The organism is Xanthomonas axonopodis pv. maculifoliigardeniae, from assembly GCF_041519315.1.
GTDB classification, from domain to species: Bacteria; Pseudomonadota; Gammaproteobacteria; order Xanthomonadales; family Xanthomonadaceae; genus Xanthomonas; species Xanthomonas euvesicatoria.
The window spans coordinates 3798423-3821649 of record NZ_CP167998.1; the positions used below are offsets into that span (position 1 = coordinate 3798423).

General features: G+C 65.3%; 15 protein-coding genes and 1 riboswitch. Of the genes, 9 read left to right on the forward strand and 6 right to left on the reverse strand.

Annotated features, from left to right (window positions below; genetic code table 11):
* Positions 1 to 38: 38 nt before the first annotated feature.
* A riboswitch (TPP riboswitch) is annotated at positions 39 to 136 on the reverse strand.
* A 430-nt stretch (positions 137 to 566) separates the two neighbouring features.
* Positions 567 to 3338 (forward strand): TonB-dependent receptor, encoded by a 2772-nt coding sequence (locus tag ACDH77_RS16215; RefSeq protein ID WP_029820218.1) that lies wholly within the window; start codon positions 567 to 569, stop codon positions 3336 to 3338.
* 263 nt (positions 3339 to 3601) lie between these two features.
* Here the strand turns inward: ACDH77_RS16215 and ACDH77_RS16220 are convergent, their stop codons facing one another.
* On the reverse strand, positions 3602 to 5458 hold the full coding sequence (locus ACDH77_RS16220; RefSeq protein ID WP_031424245.1) for a methyl-accepting chemotaxis protein: 1857 nt from the start codon (positions 5456 to 5458) through the stop codon (positions 3602 to 3604).
* Positions 5459 to 5518: 60 nt separating this feature from the next.
* Entirely contained in the window at positions 5519 to 7228 is a 1710-nt protein-coding gene (ggt, locus tag ACDH77_RS16225; protein WP_372353551.1) for a gamma-glutamyltransferase, read from the reverse strand.
* A gap of 651 nt (positions 7229 to 7879) precedes the next feature.
* Between ggt and ilvC the strand changes: the two genes are divergently transcribed.
* The 5 genes from ilvC (at position 7880) to ACDH77_RS16250 (ending at position 13640) form a co-directional block, all read left to right on the forward strand.
* Positions 7880 to 8881, forward strand: coding sequence for a ketol-acid reductoisomerase (gene ilvC, locus ACDH77_RS16230; RefSeq protein WP_008573705.1), 1002 nt, complete (start codon positions 7880 to 7882; stop codon positions 8879 to 8881).
* A gap of 43 nt (positions 8882 to 8924) precedes the next feature.
* Complete coding sequence (gene ilvG, locus ACDH77_RS16235) at positions 8925 to 10646, forward strand: acetolactate synthase 2 catalytic subunit (RefSeq protein WP_372353552.1); 1722 nt, start codon at positions 8925 to 8927, stop codon at positions 10644 to 10646.
* Positions 10630 to 10887 (forward strand): ACT domain-containing protein, encoded by a 258-nt coding sequence (locus ACDH77_RS16240; protein ID WP_003483347.1) that lies wholly within the window; start codon positions 10630 to 10632, stop codon positions 10885 to 10887. Before ilvG ends, ACDH77_RS16240 begins: the two co-directional genes overlap by 17 nt.
* Before the next feature lie 123 nt (positions 10888 to 11010).
* Positions 11011 to 12081 carry a threonine dehydratase gene (locus ACDH77_RS16245; protein ID WP_008573702.1) on the forward strand — a complete coding sequence of 357 codons (1071 nt, stop codon included), beginning with the start codon at positions 11011 to 11013 and terminating at the stop codon, positions 12079 to 12081.
* The gene (locus ACDH77_RS16250) at positions 12078 to 13640 is read left to right on the forward strand and encodes a 2-isopropylmalate synthase (protein ID WP_011348521.1); all 1563 of its coding nucleotides are present in this window, start codon (positions 12078 to 12080) and stop codon (positions 13638 to 13640) included. Before ACDH77_RS16245 ends, ACDH77_RS16250 begins: the two co-directional genes overlap by 4 nt.
* Positions 13641 to 13984: 344 nt before the next feature.
* Here ACDH77_RS16250 and leuB read toward each other — a convergent pair whose 3' ends face one another.
* The 3 genes from leuB to leuC form a co-directional block, all read right to left on the reverse strand.
* Positions 13985 to 15058: a 3-isopropylmalate dehydrogenase gene (leuB, locus tag ACDH77_RS16255; RefSeq protein ID WP_031424252.1), complete on the reverse strand. Its 1074-nt coding sequence runs from the start codon at positions 15056 to 15058 to the stop codon at positions 13985 to 13987.
* Positions 15059 to 15148: 90 nt separating this feature from the next.
* Positions 15149 to 15796 (reverse strand): 3-isopropylmalate dehydratase small subunit, encoded by a 648-nt coding sequence (gene leuD, locus ACDH77_RS16260; RefSeq protein ID WP_014091004.1) that lies wholly within the window; start codon positions 15794 to 15796, stop codon positions 15149 to 15151.
* A gap of 67 nt (positions 15797 to 15863) precedes the next feature.
* Positions 15864 to 17312, reverse strand: a complete 1449-nt coding sequence (gene leuC, locus ACDH77_RS16265) for a 3-isopropylmalate dehydratase large subunit (protein ID WP_014091005.1) — start codon at positions 17310 to 17312, stop codon at positions 15864 to 15866.
* A 120-nt stretch (positions 17313 to 17432) separates the two neighbouring features.
* Here leuC and ACDH77_RS16270 point away from each other — a divergent pair, with 120 nt between their 5' ends.
* Positions 17433 to 18317 (forward strand): LysR family transcriptional regulator, encoded by an 885-nt coding sequence (locus tag ACDH77_RS16270; protein ID WP_031424255.1) that lies wholly within the window; start codon positions 17433 to 17435, stop codon positions 18315 to 18317.
* A gap of 242 nt (positions 18318 to 18559) precedes the next feature.
* Here ACDH77_RS16270 and ACDH77_RS16275 read toward each other — a convergent pair whose 3' ends face one another.
* Complete coding sequence (locus tag ACDH77_RS16275) at positions 18560 to 21562, reverse strand: two-component regulator propeller domain-containing protein (protein WP_031424257.1); 3003 nt, start codon at positions 21560 to 21562, stop codon at positions 18560 to 18562.
* Between the two features lie 217 nt (positions 21563 to 21779).
* On the opposite strand from ACDH77_RS16275, the gene ACDH77_RS16280 reads away from it, so the two are divergent.
* Both ACDH77_RS16280 and ACDH77_RS16285 read left to right on the forward strand, forming a co-directional pair.
* Positions 21780 to 22433 carry a TetR/AcrR family transcriptional regulator gene (locus ACDH77_RS16280; protein ID WP_003483364.1) on the forward strand — a complete coding sequence of 218 codons (654 nt, stop codon included), beginning with the start codon at positions 21780 to 21782 and terminating at the stop codon, positions 22431 to 22433.
* A gap of 128 nt (positions 22434 to 22561) precedes the next feature.
* On the forward strand, positions 22562 to 23218 hold the full coding sequence (locus ACDH77_RS16285) for a protein-L-isoaspartate O-methyltransferase family protein (protein ID WP_008573687.1): 657 nt from the start codon (positions 22562 to 22564) through the stop codon (positions 23216 to 23218).
* Positions 23219 to 23227: the final 9 nt, after the last annotated feature.

A 23227-nucleotide genomic window follows, 5' to 3' on the forward strand; every position in this document is an offset into this window, starting at 1 on the left:
GCGGCGCTCGATACTGATTGCCCGTGCACGCACGAACCATCGCATCTGACGAAGCTTCCCTACGCCGGTATCAGCCGGATCAGGTTCGAAGGGACTATCTCAACCGCAGCACGCTGCGGTACCCCCACTTCGGCGGCGATTAAACCACATCGCACCTGCGCAGCTAAACAAAATCCGCCACATACCCGCAGCGCGCACGGCCCGCGCTAAACCCGTAGGGCATACCGCACTGACGCAGCGGCCGCACCGGCCTGCTGTTGCGCGTCGCAAGGTTGTCGCGTTCGGCGGCGACATATGTCCGCACAGGTCATCTCACGTCGCTGCAGCACACGCCCAGCGTCGCCCGGGCATTACATGGCGCGCCGATGCATTGCGCGCGTCGCCACGCAACAAGGCGCCGATTGACGAAAAACGGCGGCGAAACCCGCTCGTTAAATTCCCGCTAAGCCTGCGTGGCGTGCCGAAGACGCCGCACGCATACAGGTGTCATTCACGGGGATCGCGCTGTCGCTCCTCCTCTACCGGGAACCGCCGTACATATGACTAAGACAACGCTCCACCCGACGATGCGTCGGGGCTCGCTCGCGATCGCCATCAGCCTGTGCGTCAGCACGAGCGCCATCGCCCAGGAACAAACCGACAAGAGTCCGACCAACCTGGACAAGATCGAAGTCACCGGCTCGCGCATCCGTTCGGTCGATGTGGAAAATTCGCAACCGGTACTGGTACTGACGCGCCAGGACATCGAAAAGCAGGGCTTGACCTCGGTTGCCGACGTTCTCAAGCGCATTCCCTCCAATGGCGCGACGATGAACAGCACCGTCAACAACGGCGGCGACGGCTCGGCCACGGTGAGCCTGCGCAACCTGGGCGCCTCACGCACACTGGTGTTGGTCAATGGCCGGCGCTGGGTCTCGGGCCTGTCCGGTTCGGTGGATCTGAACACCATCCCCTCGGCCATCGTGGAGCGCGTGGAAGTCCTCAAGGATGGCGCCTCGTCGATCTATGGCTCCGATGCCATCGCGGGCGTGGTCAACATCATTACCCGTACCAATTTCGATGGCGCCGAAGTCAACGCCTACGTTGGCCAATACGGCCAGGGCGACGGTCAGCGCACCTCTTTCGACGCGACCGTGGGCGCCACCAGCGAGCGCGGCAATTTGGTCATCGGCTTGTCCAGCGTCAAGGAAGATGCGGTGATGGCAGGCGACCGGGAGATCTCCGCCGAGCCGGTGTACGGCGCGGGCTCGTCGGCCTATAGCAGCTACTCGGCAAGCGGCCGCCTCCGTGCAAATGGCACCAGCGGCGCCTGGACGGTATTGCCCGACAGCGCCACCGCGAGCGGCGACAGCAGGTATCCGCGCTATGGCCTGGACCAGTACACCGCCTTCAACACGTCCGAATATGGCTACAACTACGCCAAGGACAATTACCTGGTCACGCCGCAGAAGCGCGACGCGTTGTACGTGCAGGGCAACTACGCACTCACCGACAACGTGCGCTTCAAGTTCGATGGGCTGTATAACCGGCGCCAGTCGTCGCAGCAATTGGCAGGCTTTCCGCTGGCCTCCGTCAACACCGGCATCCTGTTGAGCGGCGAGAGCTACTACAACCCGTACAACACTGCCTACGGCGGCGACGGGCGCGATGTGGGCTGGTCGCACCGCTTGACCGAATTCGCACGCACCTATCAGCAGGACGTCAAGACCTCGCACGTGTACACCGGGCTGGAAGGCGACTTCCAGTTTGCCGACAGGCAGTTCAGTTGGGATGTGGGCTTTGCGCACAACCAGACCGACCAGACCGAAACCCAGTATGGCGATGTCAATCTGCTCAACCTGGGCAATGCGCTCGGTGCATCGGGCATCGTCAATGGCACCCTGGCGTGCCTGGACAGCGGCGGCGCCGTCATTGCCGGCTGCGTACCGTTCAACCCCTTGTCGCCGGCTGGTGGCGTGACCCAGGAAATGCTGGACTACATCCTGTTCACTGCGCACAACACATATCAATATAAAAACAACAGCTTCACCGCCAACCTCACCGGCGAGCTGTTCGAGCTGCCCGCCGGCTGGATGAGCTTTGCCGCCGGTGTCGAACATCGCGAGGAAAGCGGATTCTCCTCACCGGATGCCTTGATTTCGGCCGGCTATACCTCGGGCAATTCGTTCACGCCCACCTCTGGCTCGTACACGCTCAACGACTACTACACCGAAGTGGCGATTCCGCTGCTGAAGGATGTGCCCGGTGCGCAGTTGCTGGAATTGAGCGCAGCAGTGCGTTATTCGGACTACAACACCTTCGGCAGCACCACCAATAGCAAGTTCGGCTTCAAGTGGAAGCCGGTCGCCGACCTGCTGATTCGCGGCAATTACGCCACCGGTTTCCGCGCGCCATCGATCGAAGATCTGTACCTGGGCGCCTCGGACAGTTTCGACACCTATTCCGATCCCTGCTCGACCAATAGCACCTCCTACACCAGCGCGATTGCGGCCGCATGCGCAGCCCGCGGCGTGCCTGCCAATTACGTCGCCGAATACAACAGCGCCAGCGGCAACTCCGGCCAGACCATCTATCCGTTCACCTACACCAGCAACGCCAATCTGCAACCGGAAAAATCCAAGAACACCACGCTTGGCTTTGTCTACAGCCCGGCTTCGGTGCAGGGCCTGGACGTATCGCTGGACTGGTGGAAGATCGAAATCACCGACGCCATCACCGAATTCAGCGCCAATCAGATCCTGTCGCAGTGTTACCAGTTCAACGTCTCGGCGTTCTGCGATCTGGTGACCCGCGATGCGACAGGGACCATCACCGGCCTGGTGATCCAGCCGGTGAATGTCGGCGAACAACGCATGCAAGGCTACGATTTCACCGCGCGTTACAAACTGCCGCAGACCGCAATCGGCCAGTTCATGCTCACGCTGGATTCGACCTACGTGGCGGTCAACGAGCAGAAGCAGGACGACAATTCTGCGTGGGAAAGCTACAACGGCATCTACCACACCAACAACCCGAACTGGCGCACCCGCGGCACGCTCACCCTGGACTGGAGCTACGGCAATCTGGCCGCCAACTGGGCCGTGCGGTACTACTCGGGCATGAAGGACTACGATTCGGAACTGGACGACAACGGAAACTATCGCCACGTTGCGGCGACTGCGTTCAACGACATGCAGGTGTCTTACCAGCTTCCATGGAATGCGACCGTGCGGTTGGGTCTGAACAACGTCTTTGACCGCGATCCGCCGGTCGCGCTCAGCGCCTCGGCCAACTCGTTCGATCCGGCCTACGCCATCCCGGGACGCTACAGCTACCTGCAGTACACGCAGCGCTTCTGAGCACGCTGTCCTGATCCACGTGTTGTCACAACGACCTCCTTCGGGAGGTCGTTGTCTGTGTGGCACGGCTAACACGCAATCAAGCGCTTGGCACACGGCACGGCGATGGCGACATGCACAGACATTTCCAGGGCACATCGCACCGCTAGCCTGCAGCCACTACAACAAGAAACCTGCTCTCTCTCCCTGCCGCCGATCTTCGGCGGCTTTTTTTTGTTGTCCGGGTGGAGGCGCAGCAGCCAAACCCCGGCCGGGCGACGCCATCACTCCAGCGTATAGCCCACCCGCAAGCCGCCCCAGTGCTTGCCGCCGACGAAGATCGGCGTGGACAGGTCGAACATGATCTGGCCGGTATCGCGGCGATAGACCTGCAGACGGTAAGGATCGGTATGCGCGCCCACGCTGCGCCCAACGCGGTCGGTGAACTTGCGCTTGGTGCGGTTGCCGACCAGATCGCGCTTGGCATCGCCGGTCAACGGTTGGGTGAAGCGCAGGTTGTGCGTGGGCACATACCCATCGGGGTTGGCGCAGATGGCGAAGACGATCCACGGGTGCGCGTCCAGCAGCGGCTCCTGCAAAGCGGGCAGTAGCTGGTCGCAGAGCGCATCGAAGTCGGTACTGAACTTGGGCGGCTCCACGCCGGCGATCGGCGTATAGGTGCGCGCGAACAATGCGGCTTGCTCGATCTGCCCGCGCGCAATGGCTTGCGCCAGCGCACTGCCGATCTTGCCGGCCGTGGCAACGGCCAGCTCCTTGACCCGCGCGTGCCTGGGCACCTGCAGCGGGTCCGGCGGCAACCGGAACAAGCCCACGCAATCGCGCAGGGTTTCGGTGCCGCGCTCCAGCGCTTCGCTGCGTTCGGCCACGTGCGCGGCATGCTGCAGATTGCTGCGGCCCAACGCCACCACGCCATCTACCGCACGCTCGATCCCGCGAATTTCCCCGTCCTGCGCCTGGATGCGCCCGGCCACGGTGGTCATCGCGCTGCTGGCCTGCCCGAGCACACGGGTGATGCCATCGAGCACCGCTTCTGTGCCACGTGCAGAGGCTGCGCCCTCCCCTACGGCTGCGCTGGTTTCGGCCAGGATCGCGCGTACGTCGCGTGCCGCCGCTGCGGCGCGTTCGGCCAGCCGCCGGATCTCGGTGGCCACCACCGCAAACCCGCGCCCGGCATCGCCGGCATGCGCGGCTTCGATGCTGGCATTGATCGACAGGATATTGGTCTGGAACGCCACCGAATCGATGACTTCGATGACTTCGCCCGCACGTGACGCTCGGCGCTCCACTTCGTGCATTGCTTGGCCCAGCGCATGCGCGGCAGCCATACCTTGCCGCGCACTGTCGTCGGCGCTGGCGGCCAGCGCAATCACCTGCGCCAGCTCGGCATTGACGTCCTGCAGGCTGGACGACAGCCGCTCCACCGCGGTGCGCGCACCGTCCAACGCCTCGTTCTGCGCCTGCGACTGGCGCACCATTTCATCGTTCTCGGCCACCAGCGGCGGCACTTCGGCAGCGATCTGCACCGACAAGGCCACTGCCTGGCGGATGGCCTCGGCCAGATTGCCGAACCCGGCTTGCAGGCGCCGGCCCATCTCGGTTTCCGCCAGTCCCGGCGGCAACAGGAGTTCGAGTTCGCAGCCGGCCAGCGCCTGGGCAGTGCGCTCGAGCACCGTGCGGTCTTCGTGCTCGGCCTGCAGGCGTGCAACCAGCGGCTGCAGCAGGGGCGAGATCGGCACCGGCCGGCTGCCGTCGGCCAGACGCGTGGCCTCGCGCAGCAGGATCGCCGTTTCCACATGCGGCAGCGACAGCATCCAGCCGCCATGCGCGCGGTCGCGCACATAGCGCACGCGCCGCGCCGGGTCGTCGCCCGGGGCAGCCCAGACGCCGTCTTCGCCAACCAGATCGGCCGCGCTCAAGCCCCACACCACCGAGGCCGGCGCGCCCTGCAGCTCGAGCGCCGTTTTGCCCAGCACATCCAGGCCGACGCGGTTGCAGGCCACCACACACGCCTCGGCGGACAACCGCAGCAAGGCCACGGGCGCATCCGGGAGCACGGCCGTCTGGGTCTGCGACGGCGGGTCGGGCTGTTGCATCGAATTCATGAGGGGCTCCTGCTCCATCCCGTGATTAGCGGCGTGCGGCGGCCGGAGTTGAGCGGCAACCTCAACCGTGTCGCGCGCTCAGTATCCGGCCGCCTGGCCGTCCTTGCGGCTCTCCGACGCACCGTAGTACACGCCGCTGGCCGCATCGCGGGCGATGGCCTGATACCCGCCGTACGGACCGTCGGCAAAGATCACCCGGTGGCCTTTGCGCATCAGCGCGCGGATGGTGTCGTAGGAGAAGCCGGTTTCCAGATTCACCTCGCCGCCATCGCGCATCGCGGTGGCCTGCCCGGTCGGTTCGGTGGAGCCCTCGTGCTGGATACGCGGCGCGTCGCCGGCTTCCTGCAGGTTCATGTGGAAGTCCACCAGGTTCATCACGATCTGCACGTGCCCCTGCGGCTGCATCGCCCCGCCCATCACGCCGAAGCTCAGCCAGGGCTTGCCGTCCTTGGTGACGAAGGCCGGGATGATGGTCTGGAACGGCCGCTTGCCCGGCGCGTAGCCGTTGGGATGATCCTTCTTCAGCACGAACATCTCGCCGCGGTCCTGCAGGATGAAACCCAGCCCCGGCGGCGCCATGCCGCTGCCCATGCCGCGGTAGTTGGACTGGATCAGCGAGACCATCATGCCGTCGGCATCGGCCACGGTCATATAGATGGTGTCGCCTTCTTCCAGTTGCCTGGGTGTCCCTGGCTGTACTTCCTTGAGCGCCTTGTCCATCGAAATCAGCGCGCGCCGCTGGTTGGCGTAGTCCTTGGAGATCAGCCTGGCCAGCGGTGCCGGCTGAAACGCCGGGTCGGCGTAGAAGCGCGCGCGGTCGGCGAAGGCCAGCTTCTTGGCCTCGGTGAACAAGTGCACGTGCTCGGCCGAGCCGAACGGAATCTTGGAGAAATCGTAACCCTCCAGGATATTGAGCATCTGCAACGCGGCGATGCCCTGGCTGTTGGGCGGCAGTTCCCACACATCAACGCCGCGATAATTGGTGGACACCGGTTCGACCCACTCGCCCGTATGGCTGGCCAGGTCCTCATAGCTGAGGTAGCCGCCGTTGGCCTTGAAGTAGGCACCGATGGTGTGCGCGATCTCGCCCTTGTAGAACGCGTCGCGGCCGCCGTCGGCGATCTGCTGCAGCGTGTTGGCCAGGTTCGGGTTCTTCCACAGCTCGCCCTTGCGCGGGGCGTGGCCGTCGATGGTGAATTGCTCCTTGAACCCGGGGTATTGCGACAGGCGCGGCACCGAACGGTCCCAGTAATAGGCGATGGTCTCGGCGACCGGATGGCCTTCGCGCGCGTAGCGGATCGCCGGCGCCAGGTTCTGTGCCATCGGCTTGCGCCCGAAGCGCGCGTGCAGCGCGAACCAGCCGTCCACCGCGCCCGGCACCGACACCGGCAACGGGCCGGTCGGCGGAATGTCCTTCAAGCCACGGCGCTGGAATTCGGCCAGGGTCAGCGATTTGGGCGAGCGGCCGGAGCCGTTGTAGCCGTAGAGCTTGTGGGTCTTGGGGTCCCAAACGATCGCAAATAGATCCCCTCCCACGCCATTGCCGGTGGGCTCCATCAGGCCCAGCGCCGCATTAGCCGCGATCGCTGCATCCACCGCCGAGCCGCCATCCTTCATCACGTCCAGCGCGATCTGGGTGGCCAGCGGTTGCGAGGTCGCGGCCATGGCATGCGGCGCAATGACTTCCGAGCGGGTGGCAAACGGCTGCCCGGTGACGCGGTCGGCAGCGCCGAGGGGCGGCGCGAGCAACGCCAGAGCAGACACCAACAACACAGGTACGCGACGCATCACCGAGGGCCCCTGACACTGAGAATGAGGTGCCAACCATACCAGCGGGCCGCGTCCTGCCGTCCGATCGACACTTGGCAGCGCGCTCAATGCCGCGCAGATGGTGATCCCCGTCGGCGCTTGTCGTGCCGTCCCGATCAGGTTTCAGCAGTAACCATGCAGCTGCGACGGGGCTTTGCACGCGACTCGGCCCATCGATGCGGATGTTTCAAGCGCAAGGGTTGACACCCTGGTTGCCGCGGTGGTTATCTCAGGCCCATGCCGCACCACTTCACCACCTCGAACGCCCCACTGTCCGCGCCCTCCGGCGCGTTGGCTGCGTCGCTTCTCGTGCTCGTACTTATTACCTCGCCAACCGGTGCGGGACGAGACTTCGTGTAGGCAACAGACACACAAGGCTTCGATCAGACCCCGCACCGGCAACGGCGCGGGGTTTCGCGTTTCAGGGATCACCAAAAGTTTCGAATGACATGAACGACATCACTGCCACATCCGCAACATCGCCATGCGCCCAGCTGCGCATGAGTGCCTGTGGTTGCCTGCGCACTGTCATCGCGCGTCCCCGCTTTGCTCAGCCGGCCAGTGCACGCACTGCCGGCTGATCCATTTATCCACTGCCCATCTCCACTGCCAACCCCGCAAGGACATTCCATGAGCAACGACACCCAACCGAAAATCGCGATCATCGGCTACGGCAGCCAGGGCCGCGCACATGCGCTGAACCTGCGCGATTCCGGCTTCGACGTCACCGTCGGCCTGCGTGCCGGCGGCCCGACCGAAGCCAAGGCGCAGGCCGATGGCTTCACCGTCGTGGCGCCGTCCGAGGCGGTCAAGAGCGCTGACCTGGTCGCCATCCTGACCCCAGACATGGTGCAGAAGAAGCTCTACGAAGAGGTCATCGCGCCGAACATGAAGCAGGGCGCCTGCCTGCTGTTCGCGCATGGCCTGAACGTGCACTTCGACATGATCAAACCGCGCGCCGATCTGGACGTGGTGCTGGTCGCGCCCAAGGGCCCGGGCGCATTGGTGCGTCGCGAATATGAAATCGGCCGCGGCGTGCCGTGCATCTATGCGGTGTACCAGGACACCAGCGGCAAGGCCGAGCAGTTCGCGCTGACCTATGCCGGCGGCCTGGGTGGCGCGCGCGCCAACATCATCAAGACCACGTTCAAGGAAGAAACCGAAACCGATCTGTTCGGCGAGCAGGCCGTGCTGTGCGGCGGCGCCTCCTCGCTGGTGCAGGCCGGTTTCGAAGTGCTGGTCGAGGCCGGGTATCAGCCGGAAATCGCGTACTACGAAGTGCTGCACGAATTGAAGTTGATCGTGGACCTGTTCTACGAAGGCGGCATCACCCGCATGCTGGAATTCGTGTCCGAAACCGCACAATACGGCGATTATGTCAGCGGCCCGCGCGTGATCGATGCCGGCACCAAGGCGCGCATGAAGGACGTGCTGACCGACATCCAGAACGGCACTTTCACCAAGAACTGGGTGGCCGAATACGACGCCGGCCTGCCGAACTACAACAAGTTCAAGCAGGCCGATCTGGAACACCCGATCGAGGAAGTGGGCAAGAAGCTGCGCGCCAAGATGGTGTGGCTCAACGGGCAACAGCAAGCCGCTGCCGCACCTGCGAATCAACAGGCGGCATAACGCCGCCGCCTCCCCCACCGCTTAAACCGAAGGTCCGCAACGCATGAACACCTCCGCACACAGCACGCCCCGCAATGGCGCGCGCTGGCTGACGCAGGCCCTGGAAGCCGAAGGCGTGGAAACGCTGTTCGGCTATCCGGGCGGCACCATCATGCCGTTCTACGACGCCCTGGTGGATTCCAGGCTCAAGCACATCCTGGTTCGTCACGAACAGGGCGCTGCACTGGCTGCCAACGGCTATGCCCGTGCCAGCGGCCGGGTCGGCGTGTGCGTGGCCACCTCAGGCCCAGGCGCGTCCAACCTGGTCACCGGCATCGCCGACGCGATGCTGGACTCGGTGCCGATGATCTGCCTGACCGGCCAGGTCGCCACGCCGCTGCTGGGCACCGACGCCTTCCAGGAGCTGGACGTGTTCGGCATGACCATGCCGATCGTCAAGCACAGCTTTCTGGTGCGGCGTGTGGAGGAGCTTCCGGAGATGGTGCGCGAGGCATTCCGCATTGCGCGCGAAGGACGTCCCGGGCCGGTGCTGATCGACCTGCCCAAGGACGTGCAGGTGGCCGACGCCTCGCATCTGCCCCTGCATGTTCCGGCAGCGGTGCAGCCGCCGCCGGCGCCGGAGGACGCAAAGCTGGCCGAAGCACTGGCGGCGATCGCCAGTGCCGAGCGCCCGGTGGTGTACGGCGGGGGCGGAATCGCGCTGGCCGGCGCGGTGGAGGCGTTCCGCCGTTTCGTCGAAGCCACCGGCATCCCGACCGCGCTGACCTTGCGCGGCCTGGGTGCATTGCCGCATGCGCATCCGGACTACCTTGGCATGCTGGGCATGCACGGGACCCGTGCGGCCAATATGGCCATCCAGGAATGCGATCTGCTGGTGGTGGTCGGTGCGCGTTTCGACGACCGTGCCACCGGCAAGCTGAGCGAGTTCGCTCCGTTTGCGCGCGTCATCCATCTGGATGCCGACGCGTATGAAATCTCCAAGCTGCGCACTGCCGATATCGCGGTGCCCGGCGACGTGGCAGTCAGCTTGAAGGCCTTGAGTGCGGCGCGCGGCAACTGCCAGGCCTGGCGCACGCGTTGTTTTGCCAACCGCGAAAAGTTCGGCGCGCGTTACGACGCGCCCGGCACCGATATCTACGCACCGGCGCTGCTGAAGCGCCTGAGCGAAGTGGCTCCGGCCGACACCATCATCGCCTGCGATGTGGGTCAGCATCAGATGTGGGTGGCGCAGCATTGCCGCTTCAACGATCCGCGTAATCACCTCACCAGCGGCGCCCTCGGCACCATGGGCTTCGGCCTGCCGGCCGCGATGGGCGCACAGTTCGCCTGCCCTGACCGCACCGTGGTGCTGGTCTCCGGCGACGGCAGTTTCATGATGAACGTGCAGGAGCTGGTGACGATCGCACGCTGCAAGCTGCCGGTGAAGATCGTGCTGCTGGACAACAGCTCGCTGGGCATGGTGCGGCAGTGGCAGGAACTGTTCTTTGCCGAGCGTTACAGCGAAATCGACCTGTCCGACAACCCGGATTTTGCGGCGCTGGCGCAAGTGTTCGGCATTCCGGCCAAGCGCATCATCGCCCGCGGCGACGTGGATGCGGCACTGGCCGAGCTGCTGGCCCAGCCCGGTCCAGGCCTGCTGCATGTCGCGATCGACGCGCGTGCCAATGTGTGGCCGCTGGTGCCGCCCAACAACGCCAACAGCACCATGCTGGACAGCAATCCCGCACACGCGGCCAAGGAGACATCGCATGCGTTACCGGCTTGATCTGGTGCTGAAGCCGGCAGAAGGCGCGTTGGTGCGGGTGATCGGCATGACCGAACGCCGTGGCTTCCGCCCATGTGCGATCCAGGGCGCAGCAGCGCCGGACGATGCCGGGCGCTGGCATCTGCTGCTGGACGTGGACAGCAACCGTCCGCCGGAAACGCTGCGCCTGCAGCTGGAAAAGGTCTACGACTGCGAATCGGTGGTAATCACCGCACTGGAATCGGTCGAGGCTGCGGCATGAGCATGCAGACCTCGCGCGACCATCAGACTGCCGTCCGGAGGTGTCTTCTTCCGGATCGGCCGCGCGCGTGCCGCAATGCCTGATTCCGGCCGCCCTTCCGCACAGGAGCCAGAGGTAGGCGACGTGGCCGTCAGCGTGGCCGACGTGCTGGCCGCACAGGCGCGCCTGCGCAAGTACCTGTCGCCCACGCCGCTGCACTACGCCGAACGCTTCGGTGTGTGGTTGAAGCTGGAGAATTTGCAGCGCACCGGCTCCTACAAGGTGCGCGGCGCATTGAATGCGTTGCTGGCCGGGCTGGAACGCGGCGACGAGCGCCCGGTGATCTGCGCCTCGGCCGGCAACCACGCGCAAGGTGTGGCGTGGTCGGCGTACCGGCTGGGCGTGCAGGCCATCACGGTGATGCCCTACGGCGCGCCGCAGACCAAGATTGCCGGTGTCGCGCATTGGGGCGCCACCGTGCGCCAGCATGGCAACAGCTACGACGAAGCGTTCGCGTTTGCGCGCGAGCTGGCCGACCAGAACGGCTATCGCTTCCTGTCCGCCTTCGACGACCCGGACGTGATCGCCGGCCAGGGCACAGTCGGCATCGAGCTGGCGGCGCATGCGCCGGACGTGGTGATCGTGCCGATCGGCGGCGGCGGCCTGGCCTCCGGCGTGGCGCTGGCATTGAAGTCGCAGGGCGTGCGCGTGGTCGGGGCGCAGGTGGAAGGTGTGGATTCTATGGCGCGCGCCGTCCGTGGCGATCTGCGCGAGATCACCCCGGTGCCGACGCTCGCCGATGGCGTGAAGGTCAAGATTCCAGGCCTGCTCACGCGCCGCCTGTGCTCGAGCCTGCTCGATGACGTGGTGATCGTGCGCGAGGCCGAATTGCGCGAAACATTGGTACGCCTGGCACTGGAAGAACACGTCATTGCCGAGGGCGCCGGCGCCCTCGCCCTGGCCGCCGGTCGCCGGGTTTCCGGCAAACGCAAATGTGCGGTGGTCTCTGGCGGTAATATCGACGCAACCGTGCTGGCCACACTCTTGTCCGAGGTGCGGCCGCGTCCGCCACGCAAGCCGCGCCGTCGCAATACCGAGCGGCTGCGCAACGAACGCAGCGCCAATCCGCCACCCGCCACACACGTTCATTCCCGCCCATCCGCAGTCGCTTCAACGCCTGTCACCGCCATCGCCGTAGAGGAGTCTTCCTGGTGAACACGACCGTATCCAACCAGACCCCGCGTATCCGAATTTTCGACACCACCCTGCGCGACGGCGAGCAATCCCCCGGCTGCAGCATGACGCCCCAGCAGAAGCTGGTCATGGCGCGCGCGCTGGACGAACTCGGCGTGGACATCATCGAAACCGGTTTTCCCGCCAGTTCGCATTCGGACCGCGAAGCGGTGGCGATGATGGGCCGCGAACTGCGCCGCCCCACCCTGGCGGTGTTGTCGCGCTGCCTGCAGGCCGACATCGAAACCTCGGCCAAGGCGCTGGAAACAGCCGCAAACCCGCGCCTGCATGTGTTCCTGTCCACCAGCCCGCTGCATCGCGAGCACAAACTGCGCATGAGCCGCGAGCAGGTGCTGGAATCGGTGCATAGGCACGTAACGCTGGCGCGCGGCTATATCGACGATGTGGAATTTTCTGCCGAGGATGCAACCCGCACCGAAGAAGATTTCCTGGCCGAGGTCACCCGCGTGGCGATCGCCGCCGGCGCCACCACGATCAATTTGCCCGACACGGTCGGCTTCACCACGCCGGAAGAAATCCGCGGCATGTTCTCGCGTCTGATCGCCAGCGTGGAAGGTGCCGACAAGGTCATCTTCAGCGCGCATTGCCACAACGATCTGGGCCTGGCGGTGGCCAACTCGCTGGCGGCCATCGAAGGCGGTGCGCGCCAGGTGGAATGCACCATCAATGGCATCGGCGAGCGCGCGGGCAATTGCGCGCTGGAAGAAATCACCATGGCGCTGAAGGTGCGCGGTGCGTTCTACAACATCGATTCGGCAATCAATACACCGCGTATCGTCTCCACCTCGCAATTGTTGCAACGCCTGGTCGGCATGCCGGTGCAGCGCAACAAGGCGGTTGTGGGCGGCAACGCATTCGCGCACGAATCGGGCATTCATCAGCACGGCATGCTGCGCCATCGTGGCACCTACGAAATCATGCGCCCGGAAGATGTGGGCTGGGAATCCTCGCAAATGGTGCTGGGCCGCCACAGCGGCCGCGCCGCGGTCGAGCAGCGCCTGCGTGCGCTGGGTTATCTGCTGGAGGAGGAAGAGGTCAAGCTGGTGTTCGAACAGTTCAAGGCGCTGTGCGAGAAGCAGCGCGTGGTCACCGATGCCGATCTGCAGGCATTGATGCAGGACGCTACCGTGCAGGAAGGCTACCGCCTGGCGTCGATGACCATCAGCGATGTGGGCAGCCGCGCGAATGCACTGGTGGAGTTGTCCGACCCGGAAGGCAATCGCGTGGCCGAAACCGCACAGGGCAATGGCCCGGTAGATGCGCTCTTCGGTGCATTGGCCTCGGCCACTGGCGTGAAGCTGGAGTTGGACAGCTACCAGGTGCACAGCGTGGGCATCGGCGCGGACGCGCGCGGCGAAGCCAGCCTGAGCGTGCGCCACGACGGCGTGGAATACGAAGGCACCGGCACCAGCAAGGACATCATCGAAGCCAGCGCGCTGGCGTGGCTGGATGTGGCCAACCGCTTGTTGCGTCAGCGCGAACGTGGCGTGGTCGCCGGCAAGACGGCTGCGGTGGCGTAACGCTGCGCATTGGATCGATGATGCAAGCCTCACGGCCAGCAGAGTGATCTGCTGGCCGTTTCGGTTTTTGCGTGCGAACTTTTTACAAGTGTGTCGGTTGGCTGCTTGCGCGCTTGCCAACGTGGCAAAGCTCCGGCCTGCTGCAGGCACTTGCACGCATACCGGCCTGGGACACGCCGCAAGCACATCCATGTAGGCTCTGGCGCAGCATCCATGCCGCTCAAGTTGCCACACCGGCACACGCGCAGGTACCACCGGCTGCTGTCGGCAGCTGAGGACACGGATGCGTTATTGCGCTGGCGACCACTCCTGCGCACTACAACGCTCCGGGACTGCGAGCACTTTTACAGCGCAGCCACCACCGCATCGCCCATTGCCACGGTGCCCACCTTCGTGGTGCCTTCCGACCAGATGTCGGCAGTGCGCAGGCCTTGATCGAGGACCTTGCCCACGGCGCGCTCGATGGCGTCTGCGGCATCGGCCTGCGCGAAGGTGTAGCGCAACATCATCGCCACCGACAGGATCGTGGCCAGCGGATTGGCAATGCCCTTGCCGGCGATGTCCGGCGCCGAACCATGGCACGGCTCGTACATGCCTTTGCTGTTGGCATCCAGCGAGGCCGACGGCAGCATGCCGATGGAACCGGTGAGCATGGATGCCTGGTCGGAGAGAATGTCGCCGAACATGTTGTCGGTCACGATCACATCGAACTGCTTGGGCGCGCGCACCAACTGCATCGCCGCGTTGTCCACGTACATATGCGACAACGCGATATCCGGGTAGTCCTTGGCCACTTCCTCGACCACTGCACGCCATAGCTGGCTCGATGCCAGCACGTTGGCCTTGTCGACCGAACACAACTTCTTCCCGCGCAGGCGTGCCATCTCAAAACCTGCCTTGGCGATGCGACGAATCTCGCTCTCGCTATACGGCAAGGTGTCGTACGCCTGGCGTTCGCCGTTGTCCAAGGTGCGGTTACCACGCGGCTGGCCGAAATAGATGCCGCCGGTAAGCTCGCGCAGGATCAGCAGATCCAGTCCGGCCACGACCTCGGGCTTGAGCGTGGACGCATCGGCCAGCTGCGGATACAGCAATGCCGGCCGCAGGTTGGCGAACAAGCCCAGCTGCGAGCGGATCTTGAGCAAACCGCGCTCCGGGCGCAGCGACGGGTCGATGGTGTCCCACTGCGGGCCACCCACCGCGCCCAGCAACACCGCATCGGCGGCGCGCGCGCGCTCCAGTGTTTCATCGGCCAACGGGCTGCCGTATTTGTCGTACGCAGCGCCGCCCAGCTCGTCATACACCATCTCGAAACCCAGACCGTGTTGCGCGTCGATGCGCTTCAATACCTTGACCGCTTCGGCCATGATCTCCGGGCCGATCCCGTCGCCGGGAAGAATCAGAATCTGCTTGCTCATGCCACCCTCGTGAAGTGACGCCGCAGCGTCATTGAATTCAATGCAATACACGCACGCGGCACGATCGACGCACGCGCGTGCGGCTCAACCTCACTGCAGCGCGCCAAACAACCACGGCTGGCGCGCGCGATGGTCTTGCTCGAAGCGCCCGATGGCATCGGCGTCCTGCAAGGTGAGGCCGATATCGTCCAGCCCGTTGAGCAGGCAGTGCTTGCGGAAGGCATCGATGTCGAAGCCGTACTCCACGCCATCGGGGCGGCGCACGCGTTGTGCGGCCAGATCCACGGTGAGCTGGTAGCCCTCGGTCGCCAGGCATTGTTCGAACAACGCATCGACCTGTGCTTCGGCCAGCACGATCGGCAGCAGGCCGTTCTTGAAACTGTTGTTGTAGAAGATGTCGGCAAAGCTCGGCGCGATTACGGTGCGAAAGCCGTACTCGTCCAGCGCCCACGGCGCATGCTCGCGCGAGGAACCGCAGCCGAAGTTTTCCCGGGCCAGCAAGACGCTGGCGCCCTGATAGCGCGGGAAATTGAGCACGAATTCGGGATTGAGCGGGCGCGTGCTGTTGTCGCGACCAGGCTCGCCGATATCCAGATAGCGCCACTCGTCGAACAGGTTCGGACCGAAACCGGTGCGCTTGATCGACTTCAGGAATTGCTTGGGAATGATCTGGTCGGTATCGACATTGGCGCGATCCAGCGGCGCCACCAGTCCGGTGTGTTGGGTGAAAGGGGTCATTGAGAGAGGCCGGGATTTGGGATTGGGGATTGGGGATTCGAAAAGGCTGCGGATGGGCGGAGCGCTTCTACGAATCCCGAATCCCCACTCCCGAATCTCCAAGTTCACGCACATCGACAAAATGCCCGCTCACCGCCGCAGCCGCCGCCATCGCCGGGCTGACCAGATGCGTGCGGCCGCCGGCGCCCTGGCGACCTTCGAAGTTGCGGTTGGAGGTGGACGCGCAATGCTCGCCGCTGCCCAGCTTGTCCGGGTTCATGGCCAGACACATCGAGCAGCCTGGCTCGCGCCATTCGAAGCCGGCGTCCAGAAACACCTTGTCCAGGCCTTCGGCTTCGGCCTGGGCCTTCACCAGGCCCGAGCCCGGCACCACCAACGCCTGCTTGATGGTGGAAGCGACCTTGCGGCCCTTGGCCACTGCGGCGGCCGCGCGCAGGTCTTCGATCCGCGAATTGGTGCACGAGCCGATGAATACGCGATCCAGGCGGATGGCGGTGATCGGCTGGTTGGCGGTCAATCCCATGTATTTGAGCGCGCGCTCGATCGAATCGCGCTTGGTCGGGTCCTGCTCGGCGGCCGGATCGGGCACGTGCTGATCGATGGCCAGCACCATTTCCGGCGAAGTGCCCCAGCTGACCTGCGGCTTGATGTCTTCGGCACGCAACTCCACCACGGTGTCGAAGTGGGCGTCCGGGTCGGAGACCAGCGTGCTCCAGAGCGCCACCGCCGCATCCCAGTGGGCGCCCTTGGGGGCGAACGGCCGCCCTTTGACGTAGGCAATGGTCTTCTCGTCCACCGCCACCATGCCCACGCGGGCACCGGCTTCGATGGCCATGTTGCAGATGGTCATGCGGCCTTCCATCGACAGCGCGCGGATGGCGCTGCCGGCAAATTCCAGCGCATGCCCGTTGCCGCCGGCGGTGCCGATCTTGCCGATCACCGCCAGCACGATGTCCTTGGCGGTCACCCCGAACGGCAGCGTGCCTTCCACGCGCACCTGCATGTTCTTCATCTTCTTGGCGATCAGGCACTGGGTGGCCAGCACGTGCTCGACTTCCGAGGTGCCGATGCCGTGGGCCAGCGCGCCGAATGCTCCGTGCGTGGACGTGTGCGAATCGCCGCAGACCACGGTCATGCCCGGCAAGGTGGCGCCCTGCTCCGGGCCGACCACGTGCACGATGCCCTGGCGGGTATCGTTCATCTTGAACTCGAGGATGCCGAAGTCGTCGCAGTTCTCGTCCAGGGTCTGCACCTGCAGGCGCGAGACCTCGTCGGAAATCGACTCCAGACCGCCCTGGCGCTCGGCGCGCGTGGTCGGCACGTTGTGATCGGGCGTGGCGATATTGGCGTCGATGCGCCATGGCTTGCGCCCGGCCAGGCGCAGGCCTTCGAAGGCTTGCGGCGAGGTCACCTCGTGCAGGATGTGGCGGTCGATGTAGATCAGCGACGAACCATCGTCACGGCGTGTGACCTCATGCAGGTCCCACAGCTTGTCGTACAGGGTCTTGGCAGTCATCGCGGCAATCCGAGTGGCGGATGGTGGGTGCGCCCACCTGGCTGAGATCGATGCTAGGAGCTTGCCTTGGATTACGCAAATTCATATTGTTTATTCAAGAAATGAATTTTAGGAATAGCAATGGACCTGGCGAGCCTCAATGCATTCGTGGCGATCGCCGAGAGCGGCAGCTTTTCGGCAGCCGGCGAGGCCTTGCACCTGACCCAGCCTGCGGTAAGCAAACGCATTGCACTCCTGGAGGCGCAATTGTCGGCGCGGCTGTTCGATCGCCTGGGCCGGCAGGTGGTGCTGACCGAAGCCGGACAGGCGTTGCTGCCGCGCGCGCAACGCATCCTGGCCGAGCTGCAGGACACCCGCCGCGTGCTGGAGCATTTGGGTGCAGCCGTTGGCGGCCGCTTGAGCCTGGCCACCAGCCACCATGTGGGTCTGCACCGCCTGCCGGCCTTGTTGCGCGGTTTTGCCACGCAACATCCGCAGGCGGCGCTGGACATCCAGTTCCTGGATTCGGAGCTGGCGTACGCCGCGGTGCTGCGCGGCGAGGTGGAGCTGGCAGTGACCACCCTGGCACCGGACACGCGCGCTCCGCTGCGCGCGCAGCCGATCTGGCACGACCGCCTGCAGTTCGTCGTTGCGCCCGATCACCCGTTGGCGGCACTGCCTGCAGTGTCGCTGGACGATGTGGTGGCGCACCCGGCGGTGTTGCCCGATCCGGGCACATTCACCCATCGCATCGTTGCCAACCTGTTCGCCGAGCGCGGCCTGGTGCCGAGTTTGCGCATGACCACCAATTACCTGGAAACGATCAAGATGCTGGTGTCGGTGGGGCTGGCCTGGAGCGTCCTGCCCGAGCGCATGATCGACCACCAGATCGTGGTGCTGCCGCTGGCCGATGTCGCGTTATCCCGCGAGCTGGGATGCGTCACCCATGGCGGGCGCACCTTGTCGCGTGCGGCGCAGGCGTTTGTTGCGTTGTTGCATGCGCAGGCGGATCTGGCGCAGACGTAGGCTGTGGGCGAATGTCTGCAGCGTGCTGCACGTGTTGGCGAAAGATAACGTCAGCAGTTTGATCTCGGCACGAGCGCACGAGAGGTGCGATGCGTCCTGCACACGCGGGTTGCTGACTCGGCGATGCCACGGCCCGGCTGGCAATGTTGCGCTACTTCTTCGCCACGCACCGCCCGTGCAATGTAACAACACCTGTCTTGCATCGGGCCCGCATGCAGCAGTCCACGGGCCTCAGCAACGTCTTACGGCCCGATCAAACGATCCCGCCCCTGCCGCTTGGCTTCGTACAGGCGATGGTCGGCCAACGCCAGCAATTCGCGCCGGCTGGGCGCCTCCTCGCTCATCGCCATGCCCATGCTGGCGGTACAACGCACGGTCATGCCCTGCGCATCGACTTCGATGCCGGCCAGTCGCTGTCGCATGCGCTCGAACAGCGCGCGCGCCTGTACCGCATCCAGCCCGGTGGCCGCCAGCAGGAATTCTTCGCCACCATGACGCGCGGCAAAGCAGCGCGCCTGATCCTGCTCGCTCAACACCTCGCCGATGGCCGACAGCACCGCATCGCCCACCTCATGGCCGTAGTCGTCGTTGATACGCTTGAAGTGATCGATATCCATCAACGCCAGCGCCAACGCCGCGCCACCAGCGTGCGCCTCATCGAACCATTGCTGCAGTACACGCTCGGCTTCGCGCCGGTTCGGCAGCGCCGTCAGCACGTCGTGGCTGGCGCGGTATTCCAGCTGGCGCATCAACGCTTCGCGCTCCTGGCTGGCCTGCTGCAGCGCCAGGTTCTTGTCGCTCAGTTCGCGCGTGCGCCGGTCGATGACGGTATTGAGCTGGCGCTGACGCAGGCGATAGCTGGCGGTACGCCACAGATACAACCCGTAGATCACGCTGGCCAGGCCGAGGATGCCCAGGCCGATCACTTCGCCGCGGCGCCACCACGGCGGCGCCAGTTCGATGACCAGGCTGGCTTCGCCCAGCAGGTCGTTCTGCCGCCAATCCACCGGTAGCGACATCGCTTGCACGCGGAAGCGGAAACGGCCCGGCGGCAAATTGGTGTAGACCGCTTCGCTGGCATTGTCGGCATCCACCCACTCCGGGTCGAAGCCCTCCAACCGGTAGCGATACCGCACCTTGTCCGGGCCGCGGAAATTCAGTCCGGCATACACGATCGCGATACGCCGGGTCTCGGCGCCGAACCGGTGCGGGCCACTGAGCGGCTGCACCATGCCATCGACCAGCAGGCGCTCGAAGACGATCGGCACCCGATGGCCTTGCAAGGTGCCCACGCGGGCCGGGTCGATCACGCCCAGGCCTGCGGCGGTGGGGAACAGCAACTGCCCGGACTGGGTCAGCCAGCCAGCCGGCGCGCTGCTGCCGTTGCCCTGGTTGCTGGGCATGCCGTCGCTGCGGTCGACCACTTCCACGCTCAATTGCTCGCGCGTGCCCGCATCGAGCTGGTCGAAGTTATCGCGTGCGATGCGGAACACCCCGTGGTTGCTCGACAGCCAGAAATAGCCACGGCCGTCGTCGATCACGCGAAACACCTTGTCGCGCGGTAGCCCGACCCGGTGGTCGTAGACGCGGAAGCTGTCGCCGCGCAACCGCAGCAGGCCGCGATCGCTGGCAATCCACACATCGCCAGCGGCATCGCGCAGGAAATCGAAGGCGTTCTGCCCGGGGAAATCCTGCTCGCCCAGCCAGGCGCGGGTACTGCCGTCCGGCGACAGCGCAGTCACGCCGCGATCGGTGCCGATCCAGACGATGCCCTGCGCATCGCGGTACAACACCTGCACCGAGCCATCCGGTACGCCGTCGGCTGCGGTGTAGCGGCGTGCCTTGCCGTTGCGCCACCGCACCAGCCCGGCGGTGGTGCCGATCCACAGATCGTCGCCGTCCGGCAACACCGCACGCACCGACATGGAGGGCAGGCCATCGGCCGCGCCGATGCGCACCAGCACGTGGCCTTGCGCGTCCAGACGCACCACGCCCTGGCTATAGGTACCGGCCCACACGCCGCCATCGCCAGCATCGGCCAGCGCCAGCACCGATTGCTCGAGCACGCGCCCTCCTTCGCTGGGCGACAGCGACACGCGGCTGATGGTGCCCTCGCGCCAACGATCCAGGCCGACGGCATTGCCCACCCACACCGTGCCCTCGCCGGTCTGCAGCACGCAGCGCACGTAGTCCGAACTCAGACCCTCGTCGTGGGTGACGCCGTGCGCGGCGCCCTCGGCAATGCGGAACAGCCCGTGGGTGCTGCCGACCCAGATCAGGCCTTCGGCGTCTTCCAGCAGCGCCGGGCTGGCGACGCCGGAAATGGCGATCTGCTCGTCCGGGTCGTTCGGCCCGCTGTGCACCACCAGCGTGCCCGAAGACAGGCTCATCCACAGGTGCCCGCGGCGGTCCAGCAACACCGAGTCCACGCGTTGGCCCTGGCGGAAACGCTGCAGGCCACCGCCACGGCTCCACCACCACACGCCATCGTCGCCGGCGACCAACAGGCCGCCCTGACGGTCGCTGGCCAGCCGCCGTACCGGCGCATCGCGCATCCCGTGCCCCCTTCCCGAGGCCACCGCCTGGACGCCATCGTGTGGCAGCCGATACAGCCCGACCTCGGTACCAACCCACAGGTCGCCGCGTTCGTCCGCAGACAATGCCGTGACGCGCGCACGCGGCAAGCCGGTCTGGCGGCCGACGTCGACCACCCGCCCGTCGCCCTCGATGCGGTACAGCGTCTGCGGCGTGCCCACCCACAGCGCGCCATCGGCACGCCGCAGCAGGGCGCTGACCGCAAGATGCCGCGCCGACGCATCGCCCAGTTGCTGCCAATGACCGTCCTGATAGTGGTAGACGCCGTCGAACGCAGTGCCGAACAGCATGCCGCCGGTGCTGTCGCGAACCACCACAAATACCCCGCCCAGCTCGACGCCGGGAGTGTTCTGGCGGTCGTACACGGTGAAATCGCGCCCATTGAAGCGCGCCACGCCTTCCCAGGTACCCAGCCAGATCAGCCCGTCTTCGCCCTGGGCCACCGCGTGCACCAGGTTGTGCGGCAGGCCGTCGTCCATGTTCCAGCGCGTGACGGTGTGGTACGCGGCGTGCTTGAGCACCTGCGCGGCCGCGGGCCAGGCGTTGAGCAGTGCGCAACACAACAGCAGCCACAGCCACGCCAGCCCGATCCGCCGCACGCACGTGCTGCGAACGCAGCTTATGTGCGCCTGCGTACCGCCCCTTCCCACGCTCCCCGTCCCCTCGTCCGTGCTCGCTGGAGATACCTGCCCGTATGCACCGGCAGGCCTACGGCCAATTTATCACCGGGGTTTTTGTGCTGCCTTCGGTGGATCCCTGACAGCTGCCGGGAGCGGCACGACACCGGGAACCGGGCAGGCGGAACCGTTAACGTAGCGGTCGGGCGCCGAGTATAAATATAGAACCCGATGGTCTAGTATTGACGGCATGTCCAGCTCGTCCCCCCTCAATTCCAAGACCAAGAGCAATGGCCCTGGTCGTCCCAAGGATCTTGGAAAGCGTGCCGCCATCCTGGGTGCCGCCCGCACCATGTTCATGGAGCAGGGCTATGCAGGGGTCAGCATGGATGGGATCGCCGCGCAGGCCGGCGTCTCCAAACTGACCGTGTACAGCCACTTCGGCGACAAGGAGAGCCTGTTTTCCGAGGCGATCCGCGCCCAGTGCCAGCACATGATGCCGGACGACCTGTTCGATCACGCCCCCAAGGGCGCATTGCGCGACCAGCTCACCGAGATTGCCCATGCGTTCTTCGCCATGGTCAGCACCGAATCGGCCATCTCCACCCACCGCATGATGATGGCGCCCGGGACCGGCGACGTGCATATCCGCGAGATGTTCTGGGATGCAGGCCCCAAGCGCACGCAGCGGGCGCTGGCGGATTTCCTGTCTGCGCGGGTGGCCGACGGCCAGCTGGAGATCCCGGACGTGGCGCGCGCTGCCTCGCAATTCTTCTGCCTGCTCAAGGGCGAGCTCTACGCCTTGATGATGTGCGGCCTGCACGGCCAACCCACCCGCGCCCAGGTCAATGAGCACATCGACACCAGCGTGGACTTCTTTTTGAGGGCCTATGCGCCGCGCTGAGCGCCCCCGGCCTTTGGTGGCGATGACTTCCGGCACTGCGCCGGATGGCAGCGCGCGGCGATGCTAGATGCGCCAGGTGCCTCGCGCACCGGTAAAATGTTCGCCCCACCGCGTTGGATACCCGCACCATGACGATCGATTTCACCCAGGCCCGCGAAAAGATGGTCGAGCAGCAGATCCGGCCGTGGGACGTGCTGGACCTGCGCGTACTCGACGTGCTGGCGCGCATGCCGCGCGAAGCCTTCGTGCCGGAGGCCTACAAGACGCTGGCCTATGTCGACGTGGAAATTCCGCTGTCGGCCGGTCACAAGATGATGAAGCCGGTGGTCGAAGGCCGCATGTTGCAGGCACTGGACCTGCAACCGGGCGAGGACGTACTGGAAATCGGCACCGGCAGCGGCTTTGCCACCGCCTGCCTGGCCGCACTCGCGCGCGAAGTCCTCAGCCTGGAGATCGACCCGGCGCTGGCCGCGGCTGCGCGCGCCAATCTGGACCGCACCGGCCTGGGCAGCAACGTCCGTATCGAAACCGCCGATGTCTTCGGCTGGCAGAGCGAGCGTCGCTTCGACGCCATCTGCGTGACCGGCGCGGTCGACACGCTGCCTGTCCAGTGGCTGCAGTGGTTGCGCCCGAACGGCCGGTTGTTCGTCGTGCGCGGTCACGACCCGGTGATGGAAGCGGTCCTGGTCCGTGGCGAGGTCAACGCCCCGCGCATCGAATCGTTGTTCGAAACCGACCTCGCCTATCTCCAGGGCGCCGCACCGACGCCCCGATTCCAATTCTGATTCCCAAGG

What these genes read in the sequence shown, in the direction of transcription:
- ACDH77_RS16215 (WP_029820218.1), top strand. Translation starts at nt 567, where the DNA reads ATGCGTCGGGGCTCGCTCGCGATCGCCATCAGCCTGTGCGTCAGCACG.
- ACDH77_RS16220 (WP_031424245.1), bottom strand. Translation starts at nt 5,458, where the DNA reads ATGGAGCAGGAGCCCCTCATGAATTCGATGCAACAGCCCGACCCGCCG.
- ggt (WP_372353551.1), bottom strand. Translation starts at nt 7,228, where the DNA reads ATGCGTCGCGTACCTGTGTTGTTGGTGTCTGCTCTGGCGTTGCTCGCG.
- ilvC (WP_008573705.1), top strand. Translation starts at nt 7,880, where the DNA reads ATGAGCAACGACACCCAACCGAAAATCGCGATCATCGGCTACGGCAGC.
- ilvG (WP_372353552.1), top strand. Translation starts at nt 8,925, where the DNA reads ATGAACACCTCCGCACACAGCACGCCCCGCAATGGCGCGCGCTGGCTG.
- ACDH77_RS16240 (WP_003483347.1), top strand. Translation starts at nt 10,630, where the DNA reads ATGCGTTACCGGCTTGATCTGGTGCTGAAGCCGGCAGAAGGCGCGTTG.
- leuB (WP_031424252.1), bottom strand. Translation starts at nt 15,058, where the DNA reads ATGAGCAAGCAGATTCTGATTCTTCCCGGCGACGGGATCGGCCCGGAG.
- leuD (WP_014091004.1), bottom strand. Translation starts at nt 15,796, where the DNA reads ATGACCCCTTTCACCCAACACACCGGACTGGTGGCGCCGCTGGATCGC.
- leuC (WP_014091005.1), bottom strand. Translation starts at nt 17,312, where the DNA reads ATGACTGCCAAGACCCTGTACGACAAGCTGTGGGACCTGCATGAGGTC.
- ACDH77_RS16270 (WP_031424255.1), top strand. Translation starts at nt 17,433, where the DNA reads ATGGACCTGGCGAGCCTCAATGCATTCGTGGCGATCGCCGAGAGCGGC.
- ACDH77_RS16280 (WP_003483364.1), top strand. Translation starts at nt 21,780, where the DNA reads ATGTCCAGCTCGTCCCCCCTCAATTCCAAGACCAAGAGCAATGGCCCT.
- ACDH77_RS16285 (WP_008573687.1), top strand. Translation starts at nt 22,562, where the DNA reads ATGACGATCGATTTCACCCAGGCCCGCGAAAAGATGGTCGAGCAGCAG.